The following is a 17,828-nucleotide window of genomic DNA, read 5'->3' on the forward strand; positions in this document are numbered from 1 at the left end:
TTGTAAATTATTTAGATAAAAAGGGTTTCGGGCTGTTATTCCCGAAACCCTTCTAGAAACTGATTAATTAATTTTTGATGTACGTCGTAACGAAGTTGTAGTTGTTAGCAGGACTGTATTGTAAGTTCTTAACTTTCTTGTTAACTAGATGTGCTTCAACACGTTGATACAATGGCACGACACCTTGTTGTTCAGTAATGATGTTTTGTGCTTGCATCAAATCATCCCAACGTTTTTCTTTATTCAAGACATCAGTTGTCTTACTGTCTTGAACCAATTGATCGTATTGGCTGTTGCTCCATTTACCATTGTTATAACTGTTGTCAGTTGTGAACAAGTCTAGGAAGCTGATTGGATCTGGATAATCAGCACCCCAAGCACTAACAACCATGTCAAATTGACCGTTTTGTGAACGTGTCAAACGTGTCTTGAATGGCACGTTTTGCAACGTAACTTTCAAGCCTGGTAAGTTATCTTGCCATGTACTTTGCAAATATTCGTTCATCTTCTTGGCATTATCTGTATCATCACCAAGTAAAGTGACATTGACATTCTTAGCGCCAACTTCTTGCAAACCTTCTTTGAAGAGCTGCTTGGCTTTCTTAGGGTTGTAAGTTGTGTATTGGCTATCCTTGCTGGCAGCTTCTTTAGCGAAGTCTTTACCAGTAGTTGGATCATCCATCAAGCCTTGTGGTGTCACGTTGTCAGCAGCCAACGAACCATTACCAAGGACTTTGTTAACTAATTCTTTACGATTGATAGACATTGAGATAGCTTGACGAATCTTCTCGTTCTTGAAGGCAGGAATTGTCTTTTGGTTCATTTCAACGAAGAAGACAGAAGATTGTTTCCGTGGTGTAAAGGCGGGATCATTCTTCATTTGTTGGGCATTTTCACCAGAAAGAATGGCATCATTAAGTTTGCCGCTTTGGTATAAGTTCAATGAAGTGGATGGATCTTTGACAACTTGGACTTTGACAGCACTCAATTTAACAGCTTTGGCATTCCAGTAATCTTTGTTCTTACTTTCAGTCCAAGAATTGTTGGTACCTGTCCAACCCTTTAAGATGAATGGGCCATTACTCAAAGTATACTTAGCGGATGTCCCGTACTTTTTACCCATCTTTTCAACAAATTTCTGATTTTGTGGGAAGAAAGCTGGATTGGTCATCAATCCATTGAAGTAAGGTACAGCTTCACTCAAAGTGACTTCAACGGTATGATCATCTAAAGCCTTGATACCTAATGTATCTGGAGATTTCTTACCAGATTGGATATCTTGGGCATTTTCAACTTGATTATATAGGTAAGCATATTGAGAAGCCGTCTTTGGATCAACGGTCCGACGCCAACCATAAACGAAGTCTTTGGCAGTTACAGGATCACCATTCGCCCATTTGGCATCTTTACGCAGCTTGATGGTATAAGTCTTACCATCATTTGTTGGTTCAGCAACGCTGGTAGCAATGGCTGGCTGTAATTTCTTACCATTGTAACGATAGAAACCATCCATTGTATCGATTAAAGCCTGACCACTGATAGCATCCGTGTTTGTGGATGGATCCATGGTTTGAATCGTATCGCCTTCCATACGTGTAAAGGTCTTACTATTAGAAGCGCTACTACTTGAACTAGAACTGGAATTAGAACCACATGCAGCCAACAAAAACGCTGATGCCGCAACAACTAACCCGGCCCCCAAAACTTTCTTCAGTTTCATCAGACAATTCCTCCTTAATGACATGATATTACATTAAATGAGTATAAATGTAAAATCATTAATTATTCTCTAATTATCCATAAAATAGATGTGAATTCAATTAAGATTAAGTTTTTTTAATTTAATACTAATTATTTTGCAATAATTAAGCATAATTCACAAAAATATATTTATATGTTGCGTTAAAATGTTAATTTACTAATTTTTGTTGAATACATAATGGTAACTAGTTGCCTATGACCTAATTTATAAGGTATATTAGATAGTGGATTTGTTGTTAACTATTGATTTACATGAATTATTTTCATGATTGTAAGTAGTATATTATAATTAGATTATTCTCATAAAACTTACAAAGTGTGTCAGCTTTTTTAGGAGGTAGAGTTATGTCGATGATCGAGTTTCACAACGTGGAAAAATATTATGGTAAATTTCACGCCTTAAAAGATATCAATTTTACAGTTGACCAGGGTGAAGTGGTGACCATTATTGGCCCCTCTGGTTCAGGTAAAAGTACACTGCTGCGGTGTATCAATGGGTTGGAGACAATTTCATCTGGTCAACTGCTGGTTAATAATTTTGACTTGGCAGATAAAAAAACCGATATGAACCGGATGCGTAAAAACGTTGGCATGGTTTTCCAACATTTCAATCTTTATGCGAATAAGACGGTCATGCAAAATATTACTTTGGGACCGACGGCAGTCTTGAAGCAGTCTAAATCTCAAAGTGAAAATGAAGCTAAGGATCTGTTGAAACTAGTTGGTTTGGAGTCGAAAGCGAACAGTTATCCCGATCAATTATCTGGCGGGCAGCAACAGCGTATTGCGATTGCACGCAGCTTGGCAATGAAACCGAAGGCCTTGTTGTTTGATGAGCCGACATCGGCACTGGATCCAGAAATGATTGGCGATGTTTTGAATGTCATGAAGACTGTGGCCGAACAAGGCATGACCATGGTTGTTGTGACTCACGAAATGGGTTTTGCACAAGAGGTTGGAGATCGCATTGTCTTTATGGACGATGGACGCATTTTGGAAGATCGTAAAGATGTGAAGCAATTCTTTGAAAAACCGCAAGATACTCGAGCACAGACCTTCTTGTCTAAAGTTATTAAGCATATTTAATAAATGGGGGCAAAATTATGAGAATGAAACATAAAAAGTGGTGTCTTTTACCCATTTTGTTACTGTTTTCAATGGTTGTTTTAGCTGGCTGTGGTCAAAAAAGTGTCGCTTCTGAAGATATTTTGAAACGTGACCAAAGCACTAAAACAGTGGCTTGGGGGGTAAAAAGTGACACCCGGCTATTTGGTTTGATGAACATCAAAGATAATCAAATTCAAGGTTTTGATATTGATGTAGCTAAAGAACTTTCTCATCGGATCTTTGGCAAGCATGTTAAGATCGATTTTCTACCTGTCACGAGTAATACGCGGCTGCCTTTATTGAAAAATGGCAATGTTGATGCGTTGATCGCAACTATGACGATCACACCTGAGCGGCAAAAACAGGTGGACTTTTCTGATGTCTATTTCGATGCTGGGCAAGCCATTTTAGTAAAAAAAGGCAGTCCAATTAAGAGTGTCAAAGATCTCAAAGCTGGCACGAAAGTTATCGGTGTGCAAGGTTCTAATTCAGTTGATAACGTCAAAAAAGTTGCGCCACAAACGGAAGTTTTACAATTATCAGATTATGCCCAAGCATTTACAGCTTTGAAATCAGGTCAAGGTGATGCCTTAACGACTGATAATGGGATTTTATATGGGATGTCTGCAGATGATCCCAACTACGTGGTCGTTGGTGGGGCATTTACCAATGAACCTTATGGTATTGCCGTCAATAAAGGCCAGAAGCCATTTTTGAAGGCTATCAATAAAAATTTAAAAGCCATGCGTCAGGATGGGACCTACCAGAAGCTAGAAAATAAATGGTTTGGGAACATTCAAGGCTTCCATCAAGGGAGGGATTAAGCATGATCGATATATTCACAAAATATGGCAATGTCCTTTGGAGCGGCTTTGGGTATACGTTACTTTCCAGTTTTTATGCCTTAGTTGGCAGTTTGGTCATTGGGACACTATTTGCATTATTCGAAATCAGTCCGATCAAAACATTACGCGTCATTGGTAAGATTTATGTGGAAATCTTTCGGAATATTCCGCTGTTAGTGATTGCGATGATCTTTTATATTGTCGTACCCCAATATTTCGTAAAAATTGATGGTTTTACAGCAGGGACGATTGGGTTGACAATTTACACATCTGCTTTTATTGCTGAAACTGTCCGTGCTGGTATTGAAAGTGTGGCTACCGGTCAAATGGAAGCTGCGCGCGCGAATGGTATGACTTATATTCAGGCCATGCGTTATATTATCTTGCCGCAAGCCATCAAAATCGTCATTCCGCCATTAGGCAATCAATTTATTAACTTAGTCAAAAACTCGTCTGTCTTAGCCTTCTTAGCAGGTTTTGATTTGATGTATCAAGGTAATATTGTGGCTTCCACAACCTTTAAAACGACAGATACTTACTTTGCTGTAGGATTATTATATTTGATCATCACATTACCAATGAGTTATTTGATGCGCTATCTTGAGAAAAAATGGTCGGTTGAAGGAGATGAAGCATAATGGCAATGTTTGCACAAGCTTACCAGTGGATCAGCCTTAAATACTTATTGGAAGGGCTTTGGGTCACAGTTGAAGTGTCTGTCATCTCGATTATTTTAAGTTTTTTGATCGGCGCTGTTTTAGGACTAACGCGTTATGTGAAAATTAAGTATCTCTCGGCCATCGTTGGTTTTATTGTGGATATTATTCGTAACTTACCGCTGCTGCTAATTATTTTCTTTACTTATTTCGGCTTACCCAATGTTATCGGTATTCGTTTTAATCCGCTATGGGCGACAATTATTGCTATGACTGTATTTGAGTCAGCTATGTTGGCCGAAATTATTCGTAGTGGGATTGTGGCGGTGGACACGGGACAAATGGAAGCTGCTCGTTCGAATGGTCTAACATACTGGCAAGCCATGTATCACATTATTTTGCCGCAAGCCATTAAAAAAATGATTCCACCAATTGTCAGTCAATTTATCTCCTTAGTTAAGGATACGTCCTTGGCAACAATTATTGTTTTACCAGAGTTAATGTATCATGCTCAGGTTATCTATGGTCAAAATACGAATTATATGATTCCGATGTTTGTGGCGCTGGCAGTACTTTACTTTATTGTTTGTTACTTGCTATCGCTACTCTCTCGTTATTTGGATCACAGATTATCAGAATCTCCTGAAGAAGCATAGCGCAAAGTTAAGTCATCTCGACGACAAAAAAATCCCGAAAACAAGGCAAGCTGCTTTGTTCTCGGGATTTTTTGTTGTACTGTAAATGCATTTCAAAGGATCACAGCTTCATTCACGCTCTAAACGCGTTCATGAAGCTAACTTTGTCACCTAACCCTAATTGTTTGTTGAAGCTGGCGCTTCATCGGCACAATTTGTGTTAATGCTCCAAAGCTAACCAGCTTCATTCACGCTCTGTATTTTTCGAAGCGGCCTAATAGTTTGGGCGAAATTTGGACTTTGAGTTTGGTGCCGTGTTCGGTATAGTCTTGGTTAATAATACGAGCATGGGTCATGAGATATTCTGTTAATTGACCCTGGGTAAAGGGAATTAGCATATCTACAACGGGATCCTTGGCAAATAACTGTCGTTGGATCACAGAGCTTAAGGCTTCGATACTCTTTTCGTCTTGGGCGGACAGGTAGACTTCATTGCCATTGACCATGGGGTAATCGATGTCAGTTAAATCAGCTTTATTGTAGACTTCAATCACAGGAATATCGGTAATGCTCAATTCTTTGAGGACTTGATAAGTGACCGCCATCATTTCCCGAAAATGTGGATTGGCATAATCTACCACGTGAATCAAAAGATCTGCATTCTTTGCTTCAGCCAAAGTTGCGCGGAATGATTCAACAAGATTATGGGGTAATTTACTAACGAAACCAACAGTATCACTTAACAAAAAGCTTTGCTGATTCGGTAAATCGATTTGGCGCACACTGGTATCCAAGGTGGCAAACAACATATTTTTTTGAAAAACTTGTTTTTGCGGTTCGTTGGCAGCATAGTGTTTTAGCAATTGGTTCATTACAGTGGATTTACCCGCATTGGTGTAGCCAACTAAGGCAACTTTAGGTAATAGACTACGTTGACGTTCTTTACTTTGCGTTGCCTGATCTTTGAGAATTTGCGCGAGTGTTTGTTGTAAACGGGTGATGCGCTTTTGCAATACGCGTCGATCTAATTCTAATTGACTTTCACCAGCCCCACGGTTTGCTAGTCCGCTGGCACCGCCCTGTTGGTCCAAGGGGTTACTTGAAGGATGGATCCGGGGCAATTCATATTTAAGACGGGCAATTTCTACTTGGGTTTTAGCCATTTTGGTTTGGGCGCGATCGGCGAAAATTCGTAAGATCAATTGCGTTCGATCAATGACATAGAGCTTGGTTTGTTTTTCAAGGTTGCGAATTTGTGAAGGCGATAATTCATCGTTAACAACTAAGGCTTTGGCATCTTGAGCTTCAGCCGTTGCTTTGATTTCGTGAACTTTACCACTGCCGAAATAAGTCGCAGCTTGAAGACGATCGCTGTTTTGAGTGATCTGACCAACGATGTCGAAATTATTAGCCTCAGCAAGCTGGCCTAGTTCCGTCATAGTATAGTCAAATTCAGGGTCATTCACATTTACGCCCCCTAAAAGAACGCGTAAATTAGGTTGTTGTGTTTCAGTCATAAATAACCTCCAAAGGTTTCATTAAATTAGATAATCGTATTTTTTATTTGGGCATACAAAAAAGGTGCAACACTGACCATTCCACAGTCATTGTAGCACCTTGGTAGGATTTGATGAAAATTAAGAAGCTGCTAATAGAGATGTTTCTAAGCTAGCATCTTCATAAAGATAATGATTTTCTTCAATGATATTGGCATTCGCATCCAAGATCATATCAACGCTTTGACGGAATTCTGGTTTCACTAAACCGTAGAATTGCGTCATAAAGTCGATGACATCACTTGGTGTCAAAGCACCGTTCATTTCAGCATTAAACTTATTTTCAAGCAAATTTGCCATTTGCGTCCGCTTTTGTGGATTGGTATTTTGTAAGACATAATTTTTAAAGTCGCTTTTTACGTTTCTCATGATTTAAAACACCCCTAAGAAATTCCTAGTAACTGGTATATTACAATTTCAATTGAAGTCTAGTATAACACGGTTTATTTTTAATGCAAATTTTCCTGAACCATTTTATGTTTTCTGCACAATTGATCAGTCGCGCTTTCGCAATAAAGCCTAATATATCAGTGCTTATCGAATGATTAGAAATTACAATCATACTTTAGACCTAAGCATAACTTACAAATCTGTCATCTGGGCATCCGAATTGTTAGGTCTTTACAAGGCGAAAAAAGGGCCAGCTTCTTATACTAGACTTATACATTGAGCGAAGGAGCGATTGAGTTTATGACAGCTATTGTAGATATAAAAAACGTCACCAAAATTTATGGTAAAAAAGGGGAAAAACAGTTCCAAGCCTTAAAGGGCATCAATTTTGATGTTGCACCGGGGGAGTTTGTCGGTATTATGGGGGCTTCAGGTTCCGGTAAAACCACACTATTAAATATTTTATCAACCTTAGATCAACCAACGGCCGGTCAAGTAACCATTAATAATCAAGAAGTGACACAGTTAAAAGGGAATCAATTAGCCGATTTTCGTGCCAATGAAATCGGGTTTATTTTCCAAGATTTCAACTTATTAGAAAACCTAACCGCACGTGAAAATATTGGCTTGCCTTTAGCATTACAAAACGTCAACGCCAAAAAAATTGACCAATTAGTCCAAACCATTGCCCAACGGCTGTCGATCACTGAAATCTTGGATAATTATCCAACAGAAATTTCCGGCGGTCAAAAACAGCGGGTAGCCGCTGCACGTGCTTTGGTTCATGAACCCGCTATTTTATTTGGCGATGAACCAACCGGCGCTTTAGATTCCAAGAGTGCCCGAGATCTATTGGAAACCATGGATGATTTGAATAAAAATGATCAAGTTTCGATTTTGTTAGTGACGCATGATCCTTTTTCAGCCAGTTACTGTCAACGGATCTTGTTTATTAAAGATGGTGTGATCGGTCAAAGTTTAGAGCGTGGTCAAAAATCACGGCCTGATTTCTATCAAGAAATCCTCACGACATTGGGCACATTTGAACAATAAAGGGGGAGATCTGGATGTTACGAAAATTAGCCTTGACCGGGATCAAAAGCCGTTTAAAAGATTACATTGTTTTGTTTTCCGGATTAACCATTGCTTCAGCTATTTTTTACATGTTTGAAGCTCTCGCAACGAATAAAAATTTCATTGAACACAACACTACAGTTGGCAGTGCGTTGATCATTTTCCAATTTGGTTCGGTCCTATTAGCCATCATTACATTGGTTTATATTCTTTATGCCAATTCGTTCCTAATGACCATGCGGCAAAAAGACTATGCCACTTATATGATGCTAGGGGCCAAAAGTCGAAAAATCGGTGAATTGATCGTTTCAGAAACGATTGTGATTGGGACCTTAGCCACTTTAATTGGAATTGTTGTGGGAACGGCTTTGACTTATGGGGTGGGCATGTTGCTTGTCGCACGAATTGATGCTACCGTACATAGCTTTCAACCCTTTTATCTGCCAGCAGCCATCATTACCCTGATCTTCTTCTTAATTCTCTTTATCTTCGCAGGTCTGGTAAACCGGCACCAATTGTTGAAAAAACCAATTCTATCGTTATTGCATGTGGATGATACCCCTACGCAAATTAAATACCGCCCAGTGGTTTGGCTAATTGAAGCTATTATCGGCGTGGCTTTATTGGGCGTTGGCTATTGGGCCATGGCTAGCCTGACCAAATTGAATATTCTTGCCATTCCAATTGCTTTAGTCACAATCGTTGCTGGAAGTTTCTTAGTTTTCAATGCTTTAACAATTTGGGTGTTAGCTATTTTACAAAAATCCAAGTTAGCTAAAAAAGGCCTAAATGGCTTTACCATGGCTCAGTTAAAATTCCGGGTTCATGATTATACACGCTTGTTATCGATGGTTTCTATTTTATTCGCTCTTGCTTTAGGTGCTATTACTGTGGGCATGGGCTACTATAACCAAATTCCATTGATGACTGAACATTCTGGTATTGCTTACGATACAGTGGTTCACGATCCTAATCAAAAAGAATTGCGTGAAATTCGGGCCATGGATGTGTCTCAGCAAGCAAATTATGCTTATAAAACGGCAAATAAGACAATTTATTTTGTCAAAAACGATTTTGATAAAAAGCCATTGTTGCGCGTGAAACAACAGCACAACATGTCGCTAGCCGCTGTGGAATATGAAAAAATAACCAGTGATCAAATCATGTCGAAAACAGACAAATCCGGCTTACAGACTTTGCAAGAGTTGTTGTTAGCCAACCAACGTAACGATCAAGTGCAGCTCGTATCACAAAGCCAATTCGATCAATTGGCACAGTCGACCCATCATTTACACACAGTTCAAGTCAAAGACTTTAGAGCAGACTTGCCTCGTATCAAGGCAGTTTATAATTCTCAAGTCGCTAAACACCCAGAAATCAAAGAAGACTTCAGTAATAAGTACGGCTTTTATCAAGTTTTAAAGGCGACTTTCTCTGGACTAGAATTCATGGGCTTCTTCCTAGGTATTGCTTTCTTAGCTATGTTAGCCAGCTGCTTAATGTTTAAGATTCTCTCTGGGGCGTCTAGTGATCGAATTCGGTATCGTATGCTTGATAAAATTGGGACACGCCAAAGCATGTTAAGAGGGGCAATCAATAAAGAAGTTGGTATTTTATTCCTCTTACCTGGTGTTTTAGGTGTGATCCATGTTCTCTTCGGTTTACAGCTATTCAAAGTATTAATGGTTGATCCCTATTATCAAATCTGGATTCCATTCGCCATCTTCATTGTGCTTTATGCAGTTTACTATGTGATCACGACGAAATTGTATCAGAGCATTGTATTGAAAAAAGAATAAGTCATAAATGTGGCATGAGATAAAAGATGATTAGCAGCGAAAAGTAAATATTAGTTTTGTTGGTATTATGAATATACCTCCTGGTTGTTAGGCTAATAAGCTTAATGGTCAGGGGGTATTTATGTTATACAGAATGGCTGTAACCAATTAAAATGATTACCGAGTTTTGATTCTGCGACATTGACTAGTATACTTGGACCTACAGCTAATAATGGAAAGCAGCAGGATTGTTTCTATGGAGCGCAGCAGTTATAGGCGGTGCTGCTGTATTATCTTTTGCCTTTTCTTTGGCTTTACGGGTTTAGTCTATTGAATGGCATCAAGTAATAAGGAGAAATGTAGTGGGAACATTAACAATTATATTGGCATTAGTAATGGTCTTTTTGGGAATTAGCTTAATGGCATTAGGGATTTTGTTGATTGATCAAATAAGAAAAATGGTTAGTAGCCAGACTCGTCGCCAAATACGCACTGAAATTGCAGAGACACTTAAAAAAGATACAAGGCTGGCAAAAAAAGTTAAATTAATTTTTATTCTTATGTACGGTACTTTTACTGCCACTTTCTTATGTCTTGTTGTTGGCTGGCTAAGCTATCAGTTCAATAGTTTGTTTATGATTTCATTGAATTCTGATACAAGTGTGTTAGTACTATGGAGTTTTACTGGTATATTTAGTGTTTTGGTGATTATAGAATCGATTATTGAACAGTGGGGCGCTAGGTTATTAGCACCACTTGTTACTCAGATTAAGCCGCCAAAAAAAGTTAATATCAAACGACGTCATTTTTTTAGTAGATTATTATTAATAGCTGGGGCAATTGTACTGACGGCTTGGTTTCAAATGACGTTTTAAAATTTCAATGGGCACGTTTTCATAAATTTATTGTCAGATGATTTTAATTAGGTCTGGATTCTACAAGCGATTAACAAATCGCAGCGTGAGTATTCAAATACGCCACCGAGCAAATGCGGAGATTGTGAAGGCACTTAAGGAAAATTCTGAACTATCAAGAAAAGTTAGGCGGATTTTCACTTTAATGTGGGTAACGATCATTTTATCGCTTGCGTTGCTCGCGTTCGGGCTAATAAGCTATCCTTTAGATAATTTATTAACGATTCCCTTGGATGATAAAGGTAGTATTTTGGCATTGTGGAGTTTTACTGGTGGTTTCAGTATTCTAGTGATTGTAGAAATGTTTTTAGAACGAAAGCGGACAAAGTTAGTGATTCCGTTTATCACCAAAGTTAAATTGAAGAAAAAAATCAATTATAATCGGCGATTGCTCATTAGAAGACTATTGTTAATATTAGGGATTTTAATTCTGACAGCCTGGTTTCAACTGACTGATTGATGATTTACTAGAAGTATTGATAGCGTTGGAAATGGCAAGGTAGCTAAAAAGCTGGAATATCTAGGACGACTAATCTTAGATATTCCAGTTTTTTTATGACTCTTTGTAAATGAGTATTGGTGAATATTTTTTATAAGCATTTTGATAAGTTAGAACTTAAGTGCTGTTGCTAATTGGATTTCGTTATTCTTTATCTAGCCGGAGCTAGACGCTGGAAGGATGGATTTACAGTAGAGTATTTTTAATCGTAAGTGTCCTTTTTTTAACCGCGTGGGTGCAGCTTACGTTTTAGTGATTGTGAGCATCTCGCTGGAACAAAAATATGAAGAGCTGTTAGCCTATACTTTTCTAAACTCGAGTTGAAGAAAATAATCTAGATTAGTATCTGGTTTTTTAAATTCACTAATCGCGAGAATTAAGTCCCTTCAGCTCTTTTTCAAAGATAAATTGTTCGCCAAGTTTCCCGATTCGACGCTGGCCACTATCGATAAAGCCAGCCTTATAATACAGTTTTTGAGCCGGTATATTCGCATGATTAACTGCGAGAATTATTCTTTTGATTTGAGGAAAATTTTGTTTAACAAAGCAAGGCAATATTAGCATCGCTCTCAACGCAATTTTCTGTCCTCTATACCTATCATCTATTGATAGAGCGCGTAATAAAACATCTGAATTATAATATCCTCCGAAAGCAACCGGTCCTTCTTTGAGGTGTAAGCAAAAGAAACCAACCAGTTTATCTTTATAAAGTATCATCATTGGAATCCTGTTCCCATCGGATTTTTTAATTACAGAGCATGGGCTGCCAGTGTACTTTGAAGACTTTAATTGATATTCAGATATTTGCTGATTATTGATTTTTGAATTTACATATCTAGATATTGATACATTCATAATTATCGCACCTTTATTTCAGTTGAGTTCTTGGAAGCGAGAGCATTGGGATCGGTTAACTCACTAGAGGTTTCCATTGCATAAATTCTCATCAATTCATTCCAGAAATCTGTAAGTGGTTCTACCATATTCCGGTTATGTACAAATTTCAACAATTAGATTATACCTGGGCATTCTAAAACTTGTTCGTTGCCATCTGAATTAGTTGGTTTATCAAATTTAGAATCTAATAAATACTATTGCAAGTGATTACAGAACTTTGGTATGCTTGCAATGGATGATTTTGTTTTAGATGGATAATTTGGTTTTTGATGGGGCGGAATTAATGAAATATAAAAAATGATGATATTGCTGTTGCCATTGCTATTGTTGATTAGCTTGCTGGCACCAACTCAGCAAGCTAACGCTCAATATGGGGGTTATCGTCAGTTTGACCATTTCTATAACTATAATTCGGTAGCCACGATCAACGGCACTTGGGGCGCAAATCTTTATCAAGGTAATGATAAAGATCGGAAGTTCGACCGAATCTTGCCCGTAGGCACGCAATGGCGTATCTATGGCTATACAAAGCGGTCTGATGGTTTTTACTATTGGGCCGGTGCCAATAATTGGATTGAAGCTGATCAAGCTGGCGTTGTGGTGGATAATGAATCTGATGCAATTTTGAATGTTATTGCCAAGTATGGTGATGATGAAGATCCCGATGTATACTGGCTAGCTGGTCAGGTACATGATGGTTACTGGGGAGATGACTTTTGGTCAGTCAAAAACATGATGGCTAATAGTGATTTTAAAACGCAATACGTGGTTTACCCTGATGGTTCGGCACATAAGATTAAAATAAGTGATCCTGATTGGTAGGTAAATAAAAAGCACATCCATAATAGGGTGTGCTTTTTGAGTCCCATTCATGTGAGAATTAATTAGTTACCATTTGCCAATTAGTAAGTGTACCTACCTTAATAAGGCTGTACCCAAAATTTCAGAATTTTACTCAGAATATCCTAATCAGTAGGAATAAGTAGTTAATTTACAGCACCTTGCGCGAAAGCAGCCCATTGATTATCAGAGCCGAGTTTGACATAGGTTGCGCCGTTAATTGTTGCAGCGTCAAATACTTTGTAATAGCCATATGTACCTGATACAACACCTGTTTGTTGGCCATTCAGGTTATATAAAGGAGTCCCATCTGAGAAAATCATCGCGGCTCTAATAACGCTTACACCATGCGTTGCGTCAACCCATTGGTTATGACCCAAATCGACACGGTTAATTGAATTAGCATCAGGACTGGACAATGTATATTGTGTAATGGCCCATTTGTCGATTTTAGGATCTAAGTAACCAGTAACATGCCAAAGTTGTGGTGAATCATACACTGGTATTTTTTGTCCGCCTGAGTATGCATAGGCGATGCCCATTGGGATGTTCGCATTATCACCTTTTCCAGTGCTACGAAAGACCTCATTAGCTTTTACCCAGGCGTTATTGCCTAGGTTGTATGCTGAAATCATATCCGTTTGATAATCAATTGATTGTTGGATGACTTTCCAATCACTGATCGTTGTCGCTAAGGTTTGACCCGAATATTGTGTGCATTCAGGGTCATGATAGATTTTGACTGGGAATCCTAACGAGCTAACGGAGTATGCAATTGATGGCGTTTCAACGGTACTAGCACTGACATTCTTGGTACTGGTTATGCCGGTGAATAACAACGAGATTGCTAAAGTGATGCCTATAAGCCATTTCTTCATAATTCTTTCTCCTTAATGTTTTATGTGTGAACCCTTTGCTTGAATTAAAATAACTAAGTAGCTGACTAAGACCCGTTAATTGTCCATAAATAATACCTAGTTATTTTGCATATCGCTGAGTTTAGCCCACTGGTTATCGTCGCCCAATTTAATATAGGTCTGCCCATTAATAGCGGTGGCGCCGAATACTTTGTACTTTAAAGTTTTCAGAGTGCCGGTTTGTTGTCCACTCAAATTATAGATTGGTGTGCCTTCAAGAAAGAAAGCGTTCGATAAAATGACATCTACATCATGTGCATTGACCCATTGGTTATGGCCGAGATCAACCCGGTCGATCGGTAAAAAGGCAGCCGAATATTTAGCGTATTGATTGACCGCCCAATCTTTGATCCCTGTATCTAAATAGCCGGTTACGTTGATAAGCTGTGGTGAATCATAGATTGGTATTTTTTTACCAGCTGAATAAGCTTCTAGGATATAAGTTTCTTTACTTTTATCATTTGGACCAAGATAGCCATTAAAAAGATCAGAAGCCTTAACCCATTGGTCGGTACCAAGGTCATAGGCTTTCCATGCATAATTTGTGCCTTCAGTATCAACGGCAACGCGATTAACTTTCCATTCTGAATAACTAGTACTTAACGTTTGTCCCGTTAATTGGGTGCATTCTGGGTCATTGTAAATTGGTACCGCAAAACCGCCAGAATTAACTGGACCAACATTTGTCGAATCTGTTGGGACTTGTACCCTAAGTGCTGCTTTAACTGGAGTAGTCGTAAGATCAATAATGCCCCAAAATAAAATACCGGCTAACACGAATAACCCCATTGAAATATGCTTCTTTTTTATCATAAAATTTCCTCCTAATAAAATAACCATAGCACTGTTGAATCAGGAAAATAATTAATTATTTTATAAAAATATGCAGAGGATATCGCCTGTAAAAGGGTATGTCTTAGTTACTGATCTTGACTAACTGTTTAAATGAATCACTGGCAGTTGAATATTTTAGTGAAATTGGGCATATAAATAGCCTTAGCTATGGAACTATTTAGCTAAGGCTATTTATAACGCTACTGATTTTTATATGTCGCGGTAGCTTTGTTTTAACTTAGCCCACTGATTATTAGTGCCCAATCTGATGTGGATTTCACCATTGATTATTTTGGCACCAAAAGCACGATAGTAGAGAATTGATGAACCATTAATTGTGGAAAGTGTGCCTGTTTGAACACCAGATTCATTGTAAAGTGGTGTACCAGCATTAAATATATAACTGTTATAAATCGTCACGACTTGACTGGCATCAATCCATTGGTTCTGGCCTAAGTTAAGTCGGCCAATACTCTTATCGGGACCAGTTGTAGCGTCACCAGTTACTGCCCATTCACTGATATTTGGATCGAGATAGCCCGTAATTTTAGACAGCTGAGGATTATTATAAATCGGAATTTTCTTGCCTGAGGAGAAAGCTTCTAAGATATCATGGTAACCGTAGCTATTTTCAGGGGAATTTGGGTCAATGGTATAGAAAACGTCGCCAATTTTAACCCATTGATTTGTGCCTAAATCAAATGATTGGAAGGTATTTTGATTATTTGAGTCGTCATAAGCGATGTGATTGACCCGCCACTCACTAATAGTTGTATTTAAAGTTTGACCCGTTGGCTGGGTACATTGGGGGTCGCTATAAATTGGTGCTGGATAACCACCTGAACTGACGACATTAATTGAACTATCGTCATGAACCGTAACTGCTGCTTTGACAGATTGATTATTGAAAATGAGTAACCCTAAGAACAAGGCGCCAGTAGTAATCATTAATTTAATGATAGATTTTCTTTCTTTTATCAAAGTTAATAGCTTCCTTTCTAAGTTAAATTAGCTTACAGTTGTTTGTGTGAAAGCTGCCCATTGATTATCAGAGCCAAGTTTGATATAGATGTTGGAACCAATGGTTGTTACATCGAACACCTTGTAATTACCAGTAGTGGCAATGGTACTTGTCGGTTGGCCATTTTGATTGAACAATGGGGTGCCGGCGTCAAAGTGATAGAGTTTATAAATTAGGTGCACACTATCACGGTTAACCCATTGGTTATTACCGAGATCAATACTTGTAATATCATCTGCTGTATCGCCGCCATTAAAAGCGTAACCTGTTACTGCCCAGTGGCTGATCTTAGGATCAAGTCGCCCCAAAAATTTCCAGGTAAGCTGTGGCACACCATAAAGAGCGATTACTTCGTTATTAGAATAGGCTTCTAAAATACCGTAAGGATTGTCAGGCGTCATTGACTGAACTTTATTGAAAGCCTCTTGACCTCTGATCCATTGGTTATTGCCAAGATTATAAGAAAATACTTGACTAAAATTATCACCGTAGTAACTCTCTTGAGTGACACGCCATTCTGAAATAGTTGTGTTTAAGAATTTTCCTGTTGATTGCTTACAATATGGGTCACTAAATATTTCAGCGGGATAACCATCCGTATCAACAATTTGGTTATTAGCTGATGGTTGCGTAACAGTAACTGCCGCTTTGACCGGCGCTGTTTTGAAACAAATAATTCCCAAGAATAAAATGCTGACTAACACGAATAGCCCCATTGAAACATGGCTCTTTTTCATCATAAACTTTCCTCCTAATAAATTAACCATAGCACTATTAAATAAGAAAAATAATTAATTATTTTATAAAAATATGCAGAAGATATCGCCTGTAAAAGGAATGATAGAGAAGGATAAACAAAGTTGACTACGGCAAGATAATAAGCAATTAAACTGCGTCTGAAAAGTATCGTGTTAGGGTGTAGTCGCTCGGGAAATATCTCTTTAATGTCACGCTTTAAAGCTGTTAGGGACGATCTTTAACGCTACTTAGACGTGATGTTGTATATTCAAACGTTCTTGATCTGTACGATCGTCAAGCTGGTGATCATGTTTGCTAGTTTTACGAGTTCTTTATCATCTTTTAAATCAATGTTAATCTGCATTGTATCGCCTTTTTGACTATATAAACTTGTGACAAAATGGTCATTATCAACTTCGAATGTTTGATTGATTTGCTCGTAGCGACGTAATCGAAATAATAAGTACTGAATATCAGTCAACTTTTTCAGCAATTGTAAGCCCTTTCTAGACGTCATTGGGATTGTGACGTCGATATCTTTAGTATAGTCAAATAGTGTGAGTGTGATCTGCACAATTACGTTAATCAAAAAAGCATTGACATCATTATTTAACTTTAGTCGATCTGTTTGCTTTGTCATGTTAATTTGCTCCTATTTCAGTTGCTGTCGACCGCAATCAAATTTTTTTGGAGCTTGTGCAAGCTCACAATTAACATAACAAAGCAACATTATTTCGCGAAATCCTTTTCTGACTAATTGTAGATTGTATTGAAAAACAACGAGTTGTCTATGTACGCTTGTGCTTATTTTTAGAAATTAATTTTTATAATACAGAAGTTGATATAACGAGGTTAAGTAAGATTATGAACGATAAATCTAAAAAAATAGATTTAAATTTCGGCACAGTAATGCTGAGACAAAGTTACAATTAAGGCGCATTTTTCCTAATCTTCTGAATCTTTGAGGATATCCTAATACATACACAAAACTTGTTGGTAAGCCCGCTATATCAATGCATGAGCCGGGTTTACCATTAGAACCCATTCTCGGCTTTCTTAAGTATCTTTACTGTTATTTTTAGACAACTAATTAATGTTCGACAATATGTTTCTCTGATCAATTTTTGCGCTTTCATGATCTAAATTCAGACACAAAAAAGTCACCGGGAAACTCTTCAGGTTACGATAGCTTTTTGACTAAAAATTTGAGGAACATCGCTAATACGAGTGTCGATAGGGGCATCATGTCGTTTATATCTCCTTAGTACAAGAAAACTAACTTCTACGAGACACCTTTTGTATGCGGTTGCAACGAAATCCTGTATAATAGATATGGCAAAGTTATCAGAATAATAAGTATTGGGGT

The 17,828-nt window shown here is 38.1% G+C and carries 18 protein-coding genes; 9 read left to right on the forward strand and 9 right to left on the reverse strand.

The window, feature by feature from the left end; all coding sequences use genetic code 11:
• Positions 1-67: 67 nt before the first annotated feature.
• Positions 68-1,720, reverse strand: coding sequence for a peptide ABC transporter substrate-binding protein (locus ACNAN0_RS02050; RefSeq protein ID WP_416353723.1), 1,653 nt, complete (start codon positions 1,718-1,720; stop codon positions 68-70).
• Between the two features lie 386 nt (positions 1,721-2,106).
• On the opposite strand from ACNAN0_RS02050, the gene ACNAN0_RS02055 reads away from it, so the two are divergent.
• The 4 genes from ACNAN0_RS02055 to ACNAN0_RS02070 are packed head-to-tail and all read left to right on the forward strand — an operon-like array spanning position 2,107 to position 5,025.
• Complete coding sequence (locus tag ACNAN0_RS02055; protein ID WP_416353724.1) at positions 2,107-2,847, forward strand: amino acid ABC transporter ATP-binding protein; 741 nt, start codon at positions 2,107-2,109, stop codon at positions 2,845-2,847.
• A 23-nt stretch (positions 2,848-2,870) separates the two neighbouring features.
• Entirely contained in the window at positions 2,871-3,692 is an 822-nt protein-coding gene (locus ACNAN0_RS02060; protein WP_416354221.1) for a transporter substrate-binding domain-containing protein, read from the forward strand.
• Between the two features lie 2 nt (positions 3,693-3,694).
• Entirely contained in the window at positions 3,695-4,351 is a 657-nt protein-coding gene (locus ACNAN0_RS02065) for an amino acid ABC transporter permease (RefSeq protein ID WP_230913311.1), read from the forward strand.
• The gene (locus ACNAN0_RS02070; RefSeq protein WP_416353725.1) at positions 4,351-5,025 is read left to right on the forward strand and encodes an amino acid ABC transporter permease; all 675 of its coding nucleotides are present in this window, start codon (positions 4,351-4,353) and stop codon (positions 5,023-5,025) included. Before ACNAN0_RS02065 ends, ACNAN0_RS02070 begins: the two co-directional genes overlap by 1 nt.
• Before the next feature lie 227 nt (positions 5,026-5,252).
• On the opposite strand, the gene hflX is transcribed toward ACNAN0_RS02070, so the two are convergent.
• On the reverse strand, positions 5,253-6,521 hold the full coding sequence (gene hflX, locus ACNAN0_RS02075; RefSeq protein WP_416353726.1) for a GTPase HflX: 1,269 nt from the start codon (positions 6,519-6,521) through the stop codon (positions 5,253-5,255).
• 120 nt (positions 6,522-6,641) lie between these two features.
• A complete protein-coding gene (locus ACNAN0_RS02080; protein ID WP_416353727.1) occupies positions 6,642-6,929 on the reverse strand; it encodes a hypothetical protein in 288 nt (95 codons plus the stop codon).
• Between the two features lie 321 nt (positions 6,930-7,250).
• Between ACNAN0_RS02080 and ACNAN0_RS02085 the strand changes: the two genes are divergently transcribed.
• From ACNAN0_RS02085 to ACNAN0_RS02100, 4 genes are all read left to right on the forward strand, one after another.
• Positions 7,251-8,003, forward strand: a complete 753-nt coding sequence (locus ACNAN0_RS02085; protein ID WP_416353728.1) for an ABC transporter ATP-binding protein — start codon at positions 7,251-7,253, stop codon at positions 8,001-8,003.
• A 14-nt stretch (positions 8,004-8,017) separates the two neighbouring features.
• Complete coding sequence (locus ACNAN0_RS02090; RefSeq protein WP_416353729.1) at positions 8,018-9,823, forward strand: FtsX-like permease family protein; 1,806 nt, start codon at positions 8,018-8,020, stop codon at positions 9,821-9,823.
• Between the two features lie 341 nt (positions 9,824-10,164).
• The gene (locus ACNAN0_RS02095) at positions 10,165-10,677 is read left to right on the forward strand and encodes a hypothetical protein (protein ID WP_416353730.1); all 513 of its coding nucleotides are present in this window, start codon (positions 10,165-10,167) and stop codon (positions 10,675-10,677) included.
• Positions 10,678-10,714: 37 nt separating this feature from the next.
• Entirely contained in the window at positions 10,715-11,176 is a 462-nt protein-coding gene (locus ACNAN0_RS02100; RefSeq protein WP_416353731.1) for a hypothetical protein, read from the forward strand.
• Between the two features lie 402 nt (positions 11,177-11,578).
• Here the strand turns inward: ACNAN0_RS02100 and ACNAN0_RS02105 are convergent, their stop codons facing one another.
• The gene (locus tag ACNAN0_RS02105) at positions 11,579-12,070 is read right to left on the reverse strand and encodes a GNAT family N-acetyltransferase (protein ID WP_416353732.1); all 492 of its coding nucleotides are present in this window, start codon (positions 12,068-12,070) and stop codon (positions 11,579-11,581) included.
• A 339-nt stretch (positions 12,071-12,409) separates the two neighbouring features.
• On the opposite strand from ACNAN0_RS02105, the gene ACNAN0_RS02110 reads away from it, so the two are divergent.
• A complete protein-coding gene (locus tag ACNAN0_RS02110; RefSeq protein WP_416353733.1) occupies positions 12,410-12,934 on the forward strand; it encodes a hypothetical protein in 525 nt (174 codons plus the stop codon).
• A gap of 164 nt (positions 12,935-13,098) precedes the next feature.
• On the opposite strand, the gene ACNAN0_RS02115 is transcribed toward ACNAN0_RS02110, so the two are convergent.
• The 5 genes from ACNAN0_RS02115 to ACNAN0_RS02135 form a co-directional block, all read right to left on the reverse strand.
• Complete coding sequence (locus tag ACNAN0_RS02115) at positions 13,099-13,830, reverse strand: hypothetical protein (protein ID WP_416353734.1); 732 nt, start codon at positions 13,828-13,830, stop codon at positions 13,099-13,101.
• A 96-nt stretch (positions 13,831-13,926) separates the two neighbouring features.
• A complete protein-coding gene (locus ACNAN0_RS02120) occupies positions 13,927-14,682 on the reverse strand; it encodes a hypothetical protein (protein ID WP_416353735.1) in 756 nt (251 codons plus the stop codon).
• 231 nt (positions 14,683-14,913) lie between these two features.
• A complete protein-coding gene (locus ACNAN0_RS02125) occupies positions 14,914-15,684 on the reverse strand; it encodes a hypothetical protein (protein ID WP_416353736.1) in 771 nt (256 codons plus the stop codon).
• Between the two features lie 27 nt (positions 15,685-15,711).
• Positions 15,712-16,464 (reverse strand): hypothetical protein, encoded by a 753-nt coding sequence (locus ACNAN0_RS02130; protein WP_416353737.1) that lies wholly within the window; start codon positions 16,462-16,464, stop codon positions 15,712-15,714.
• Positions 16,465-16,730: 266 nt separating this feature from the next.
• Positions 16,731-17,102: a hypothetical protein gene (locus tag ACNAN0_RS02135; RefSeq protein ID WP_416353738.1), complete on the reverse strand. Its 372-nt coding sequence runs from the start codon at positions 17,100-17,102 to the stop codon at positions 16,731-16,733.
• Positions 17,103-17,828: the final 726 nt, after the last annotated feature.

The organism is Agrilactobacillus fermenti, from assembly GCF_047943045.1.
Taxonomy (GTDB): domain Bacteria; phylum Bacillota; class Bacilli; order Lactobacillales; family Lactobacillaceae; genus Agrilactobacillus; species Agrilactobacillus fermenti.

What these genes read in the sequence shown, in the direction of transcription:
- ACNAN0_RS02050 (WP_416353723.1), bottom strand. Translation starts at nt 1,720, where the DNA reads ATGAAACTGAAGAAAGTTTTGGGGGCCGGGTTAGTTGTTGCGGCATCA.
- ACNAN0_RS02055 (WP_416353724.1), top strand. Translation starts at nt 2,107, where the DNA reads ATGTCGATGATCGAGTTTCACAACGTGGAAAAATATTATGGTAAATTT.
- ACNAN0_RS02060 (WP_416354221.1), top strand. Translation starts at nt 2,871, where the DNA reads ATGAAACATAAAAAGTGGTGTCTTTTACCCATTTTGTTACTGTTTTCA.
- ACNAN0_RS02065 (WP_230913311.1), top strand. Translation starts at nt 3,695, where the DNA reads ATGATCGATATATTCACAAAATATGGCAATGTCCTTTGGAGCGGCTTT.
- ACNAN0_RS02070 (WP_416353725.1), top strand. Translation starts at nt 4,351, where the DNA reads ATGGCAATGTTTGCACAAGCTTACCAGTGGATCAGCCTTAAATACTTA.
- hflX (WP_416353726.1), bottom strand. Translation starts at nt 6,521, where the DNA reads ATGACTGAAACACAACAACCTAATTTACGCGTTCTTTTAGGGGGCGTA.
- ACNAN0_RS02080 (WP_416353727.1), bottom strand. Translation starts at nt 6,929, where the DNA reads ATGAGAAACGTAAAAAGCGACTTTAAAAATTATGTCTTACAAAATACC.
- ACNAN0_RS02085 (WP_416353728.1), top strand. Translation starts at nt 7,251, where the DNA reads ATGACAGCTATTGTAGATATAAAAAACGTCACCAAAATTTATGGTAAA.
- ACNAN0_RS02090 (WP_416353729.1), top strand. Translation starts at nt 8,018, where the DNA reads ATGTTACGAAAATTAGCCTTGACCGGGATCAAAAGCCGTTTAAAAGAT.
- ACNAN0_RS02100 (WP_416353731.1), top strand. Translation starts at nt 10,715, where the DNA reads ATGATTTTAATTAGGTCTGGATTCTACAAGCGATTAACAAATCGCAGC.
- ACNAN0_RS02105 (WP_416353732.1), bottom strand. Translation starts at nt 12,070, where the DNA reads ATGAATGTATCAATATCTAGATATGTAAATTCAAAAATCAATAATCAG.
- ACNAN0_RS02110 (WP_416353733.1), top strand. Translation starts at nt 12,410, where the DNA reads ATGATGATATTGCTGTTGCCATTGCTATTGTTGATTAGCTTGCTGGCA.
- ACNAN0_RS02115 (WP_416353734.1), bottom strand. Translation starts at nt 13,830, where the DNA reads ATGAAGAAATGGCTTATAGGCATCACTTTAGCAATCTCGTTGTTATTC.
- ACNAN0_RS02120 (WP_416353735.1), bottom strand. Translation starts at nt 14,682, where the DNA reads ATGATAAAAAAGAAGCATATTTCAATGGGGTTATTCGTGTTAGCCGGT.
- ACNAN0_RS02130 (WP_416353737.1), bottom strand. Translation starts at nt 16,464, where the DNA reads ATGATGAAAAAGAGCCATGTTTCAATGGGGCTATTCGTGTTAGTCAGC.
- ACNAN0_RS02135 (WP_416353738.1), bottom strand. Translation starts at nt 17,102, where the DNA reads ATGACAAAGCAAACAGATCGACTAAAGTTAAATAATGATGTCAATGCT.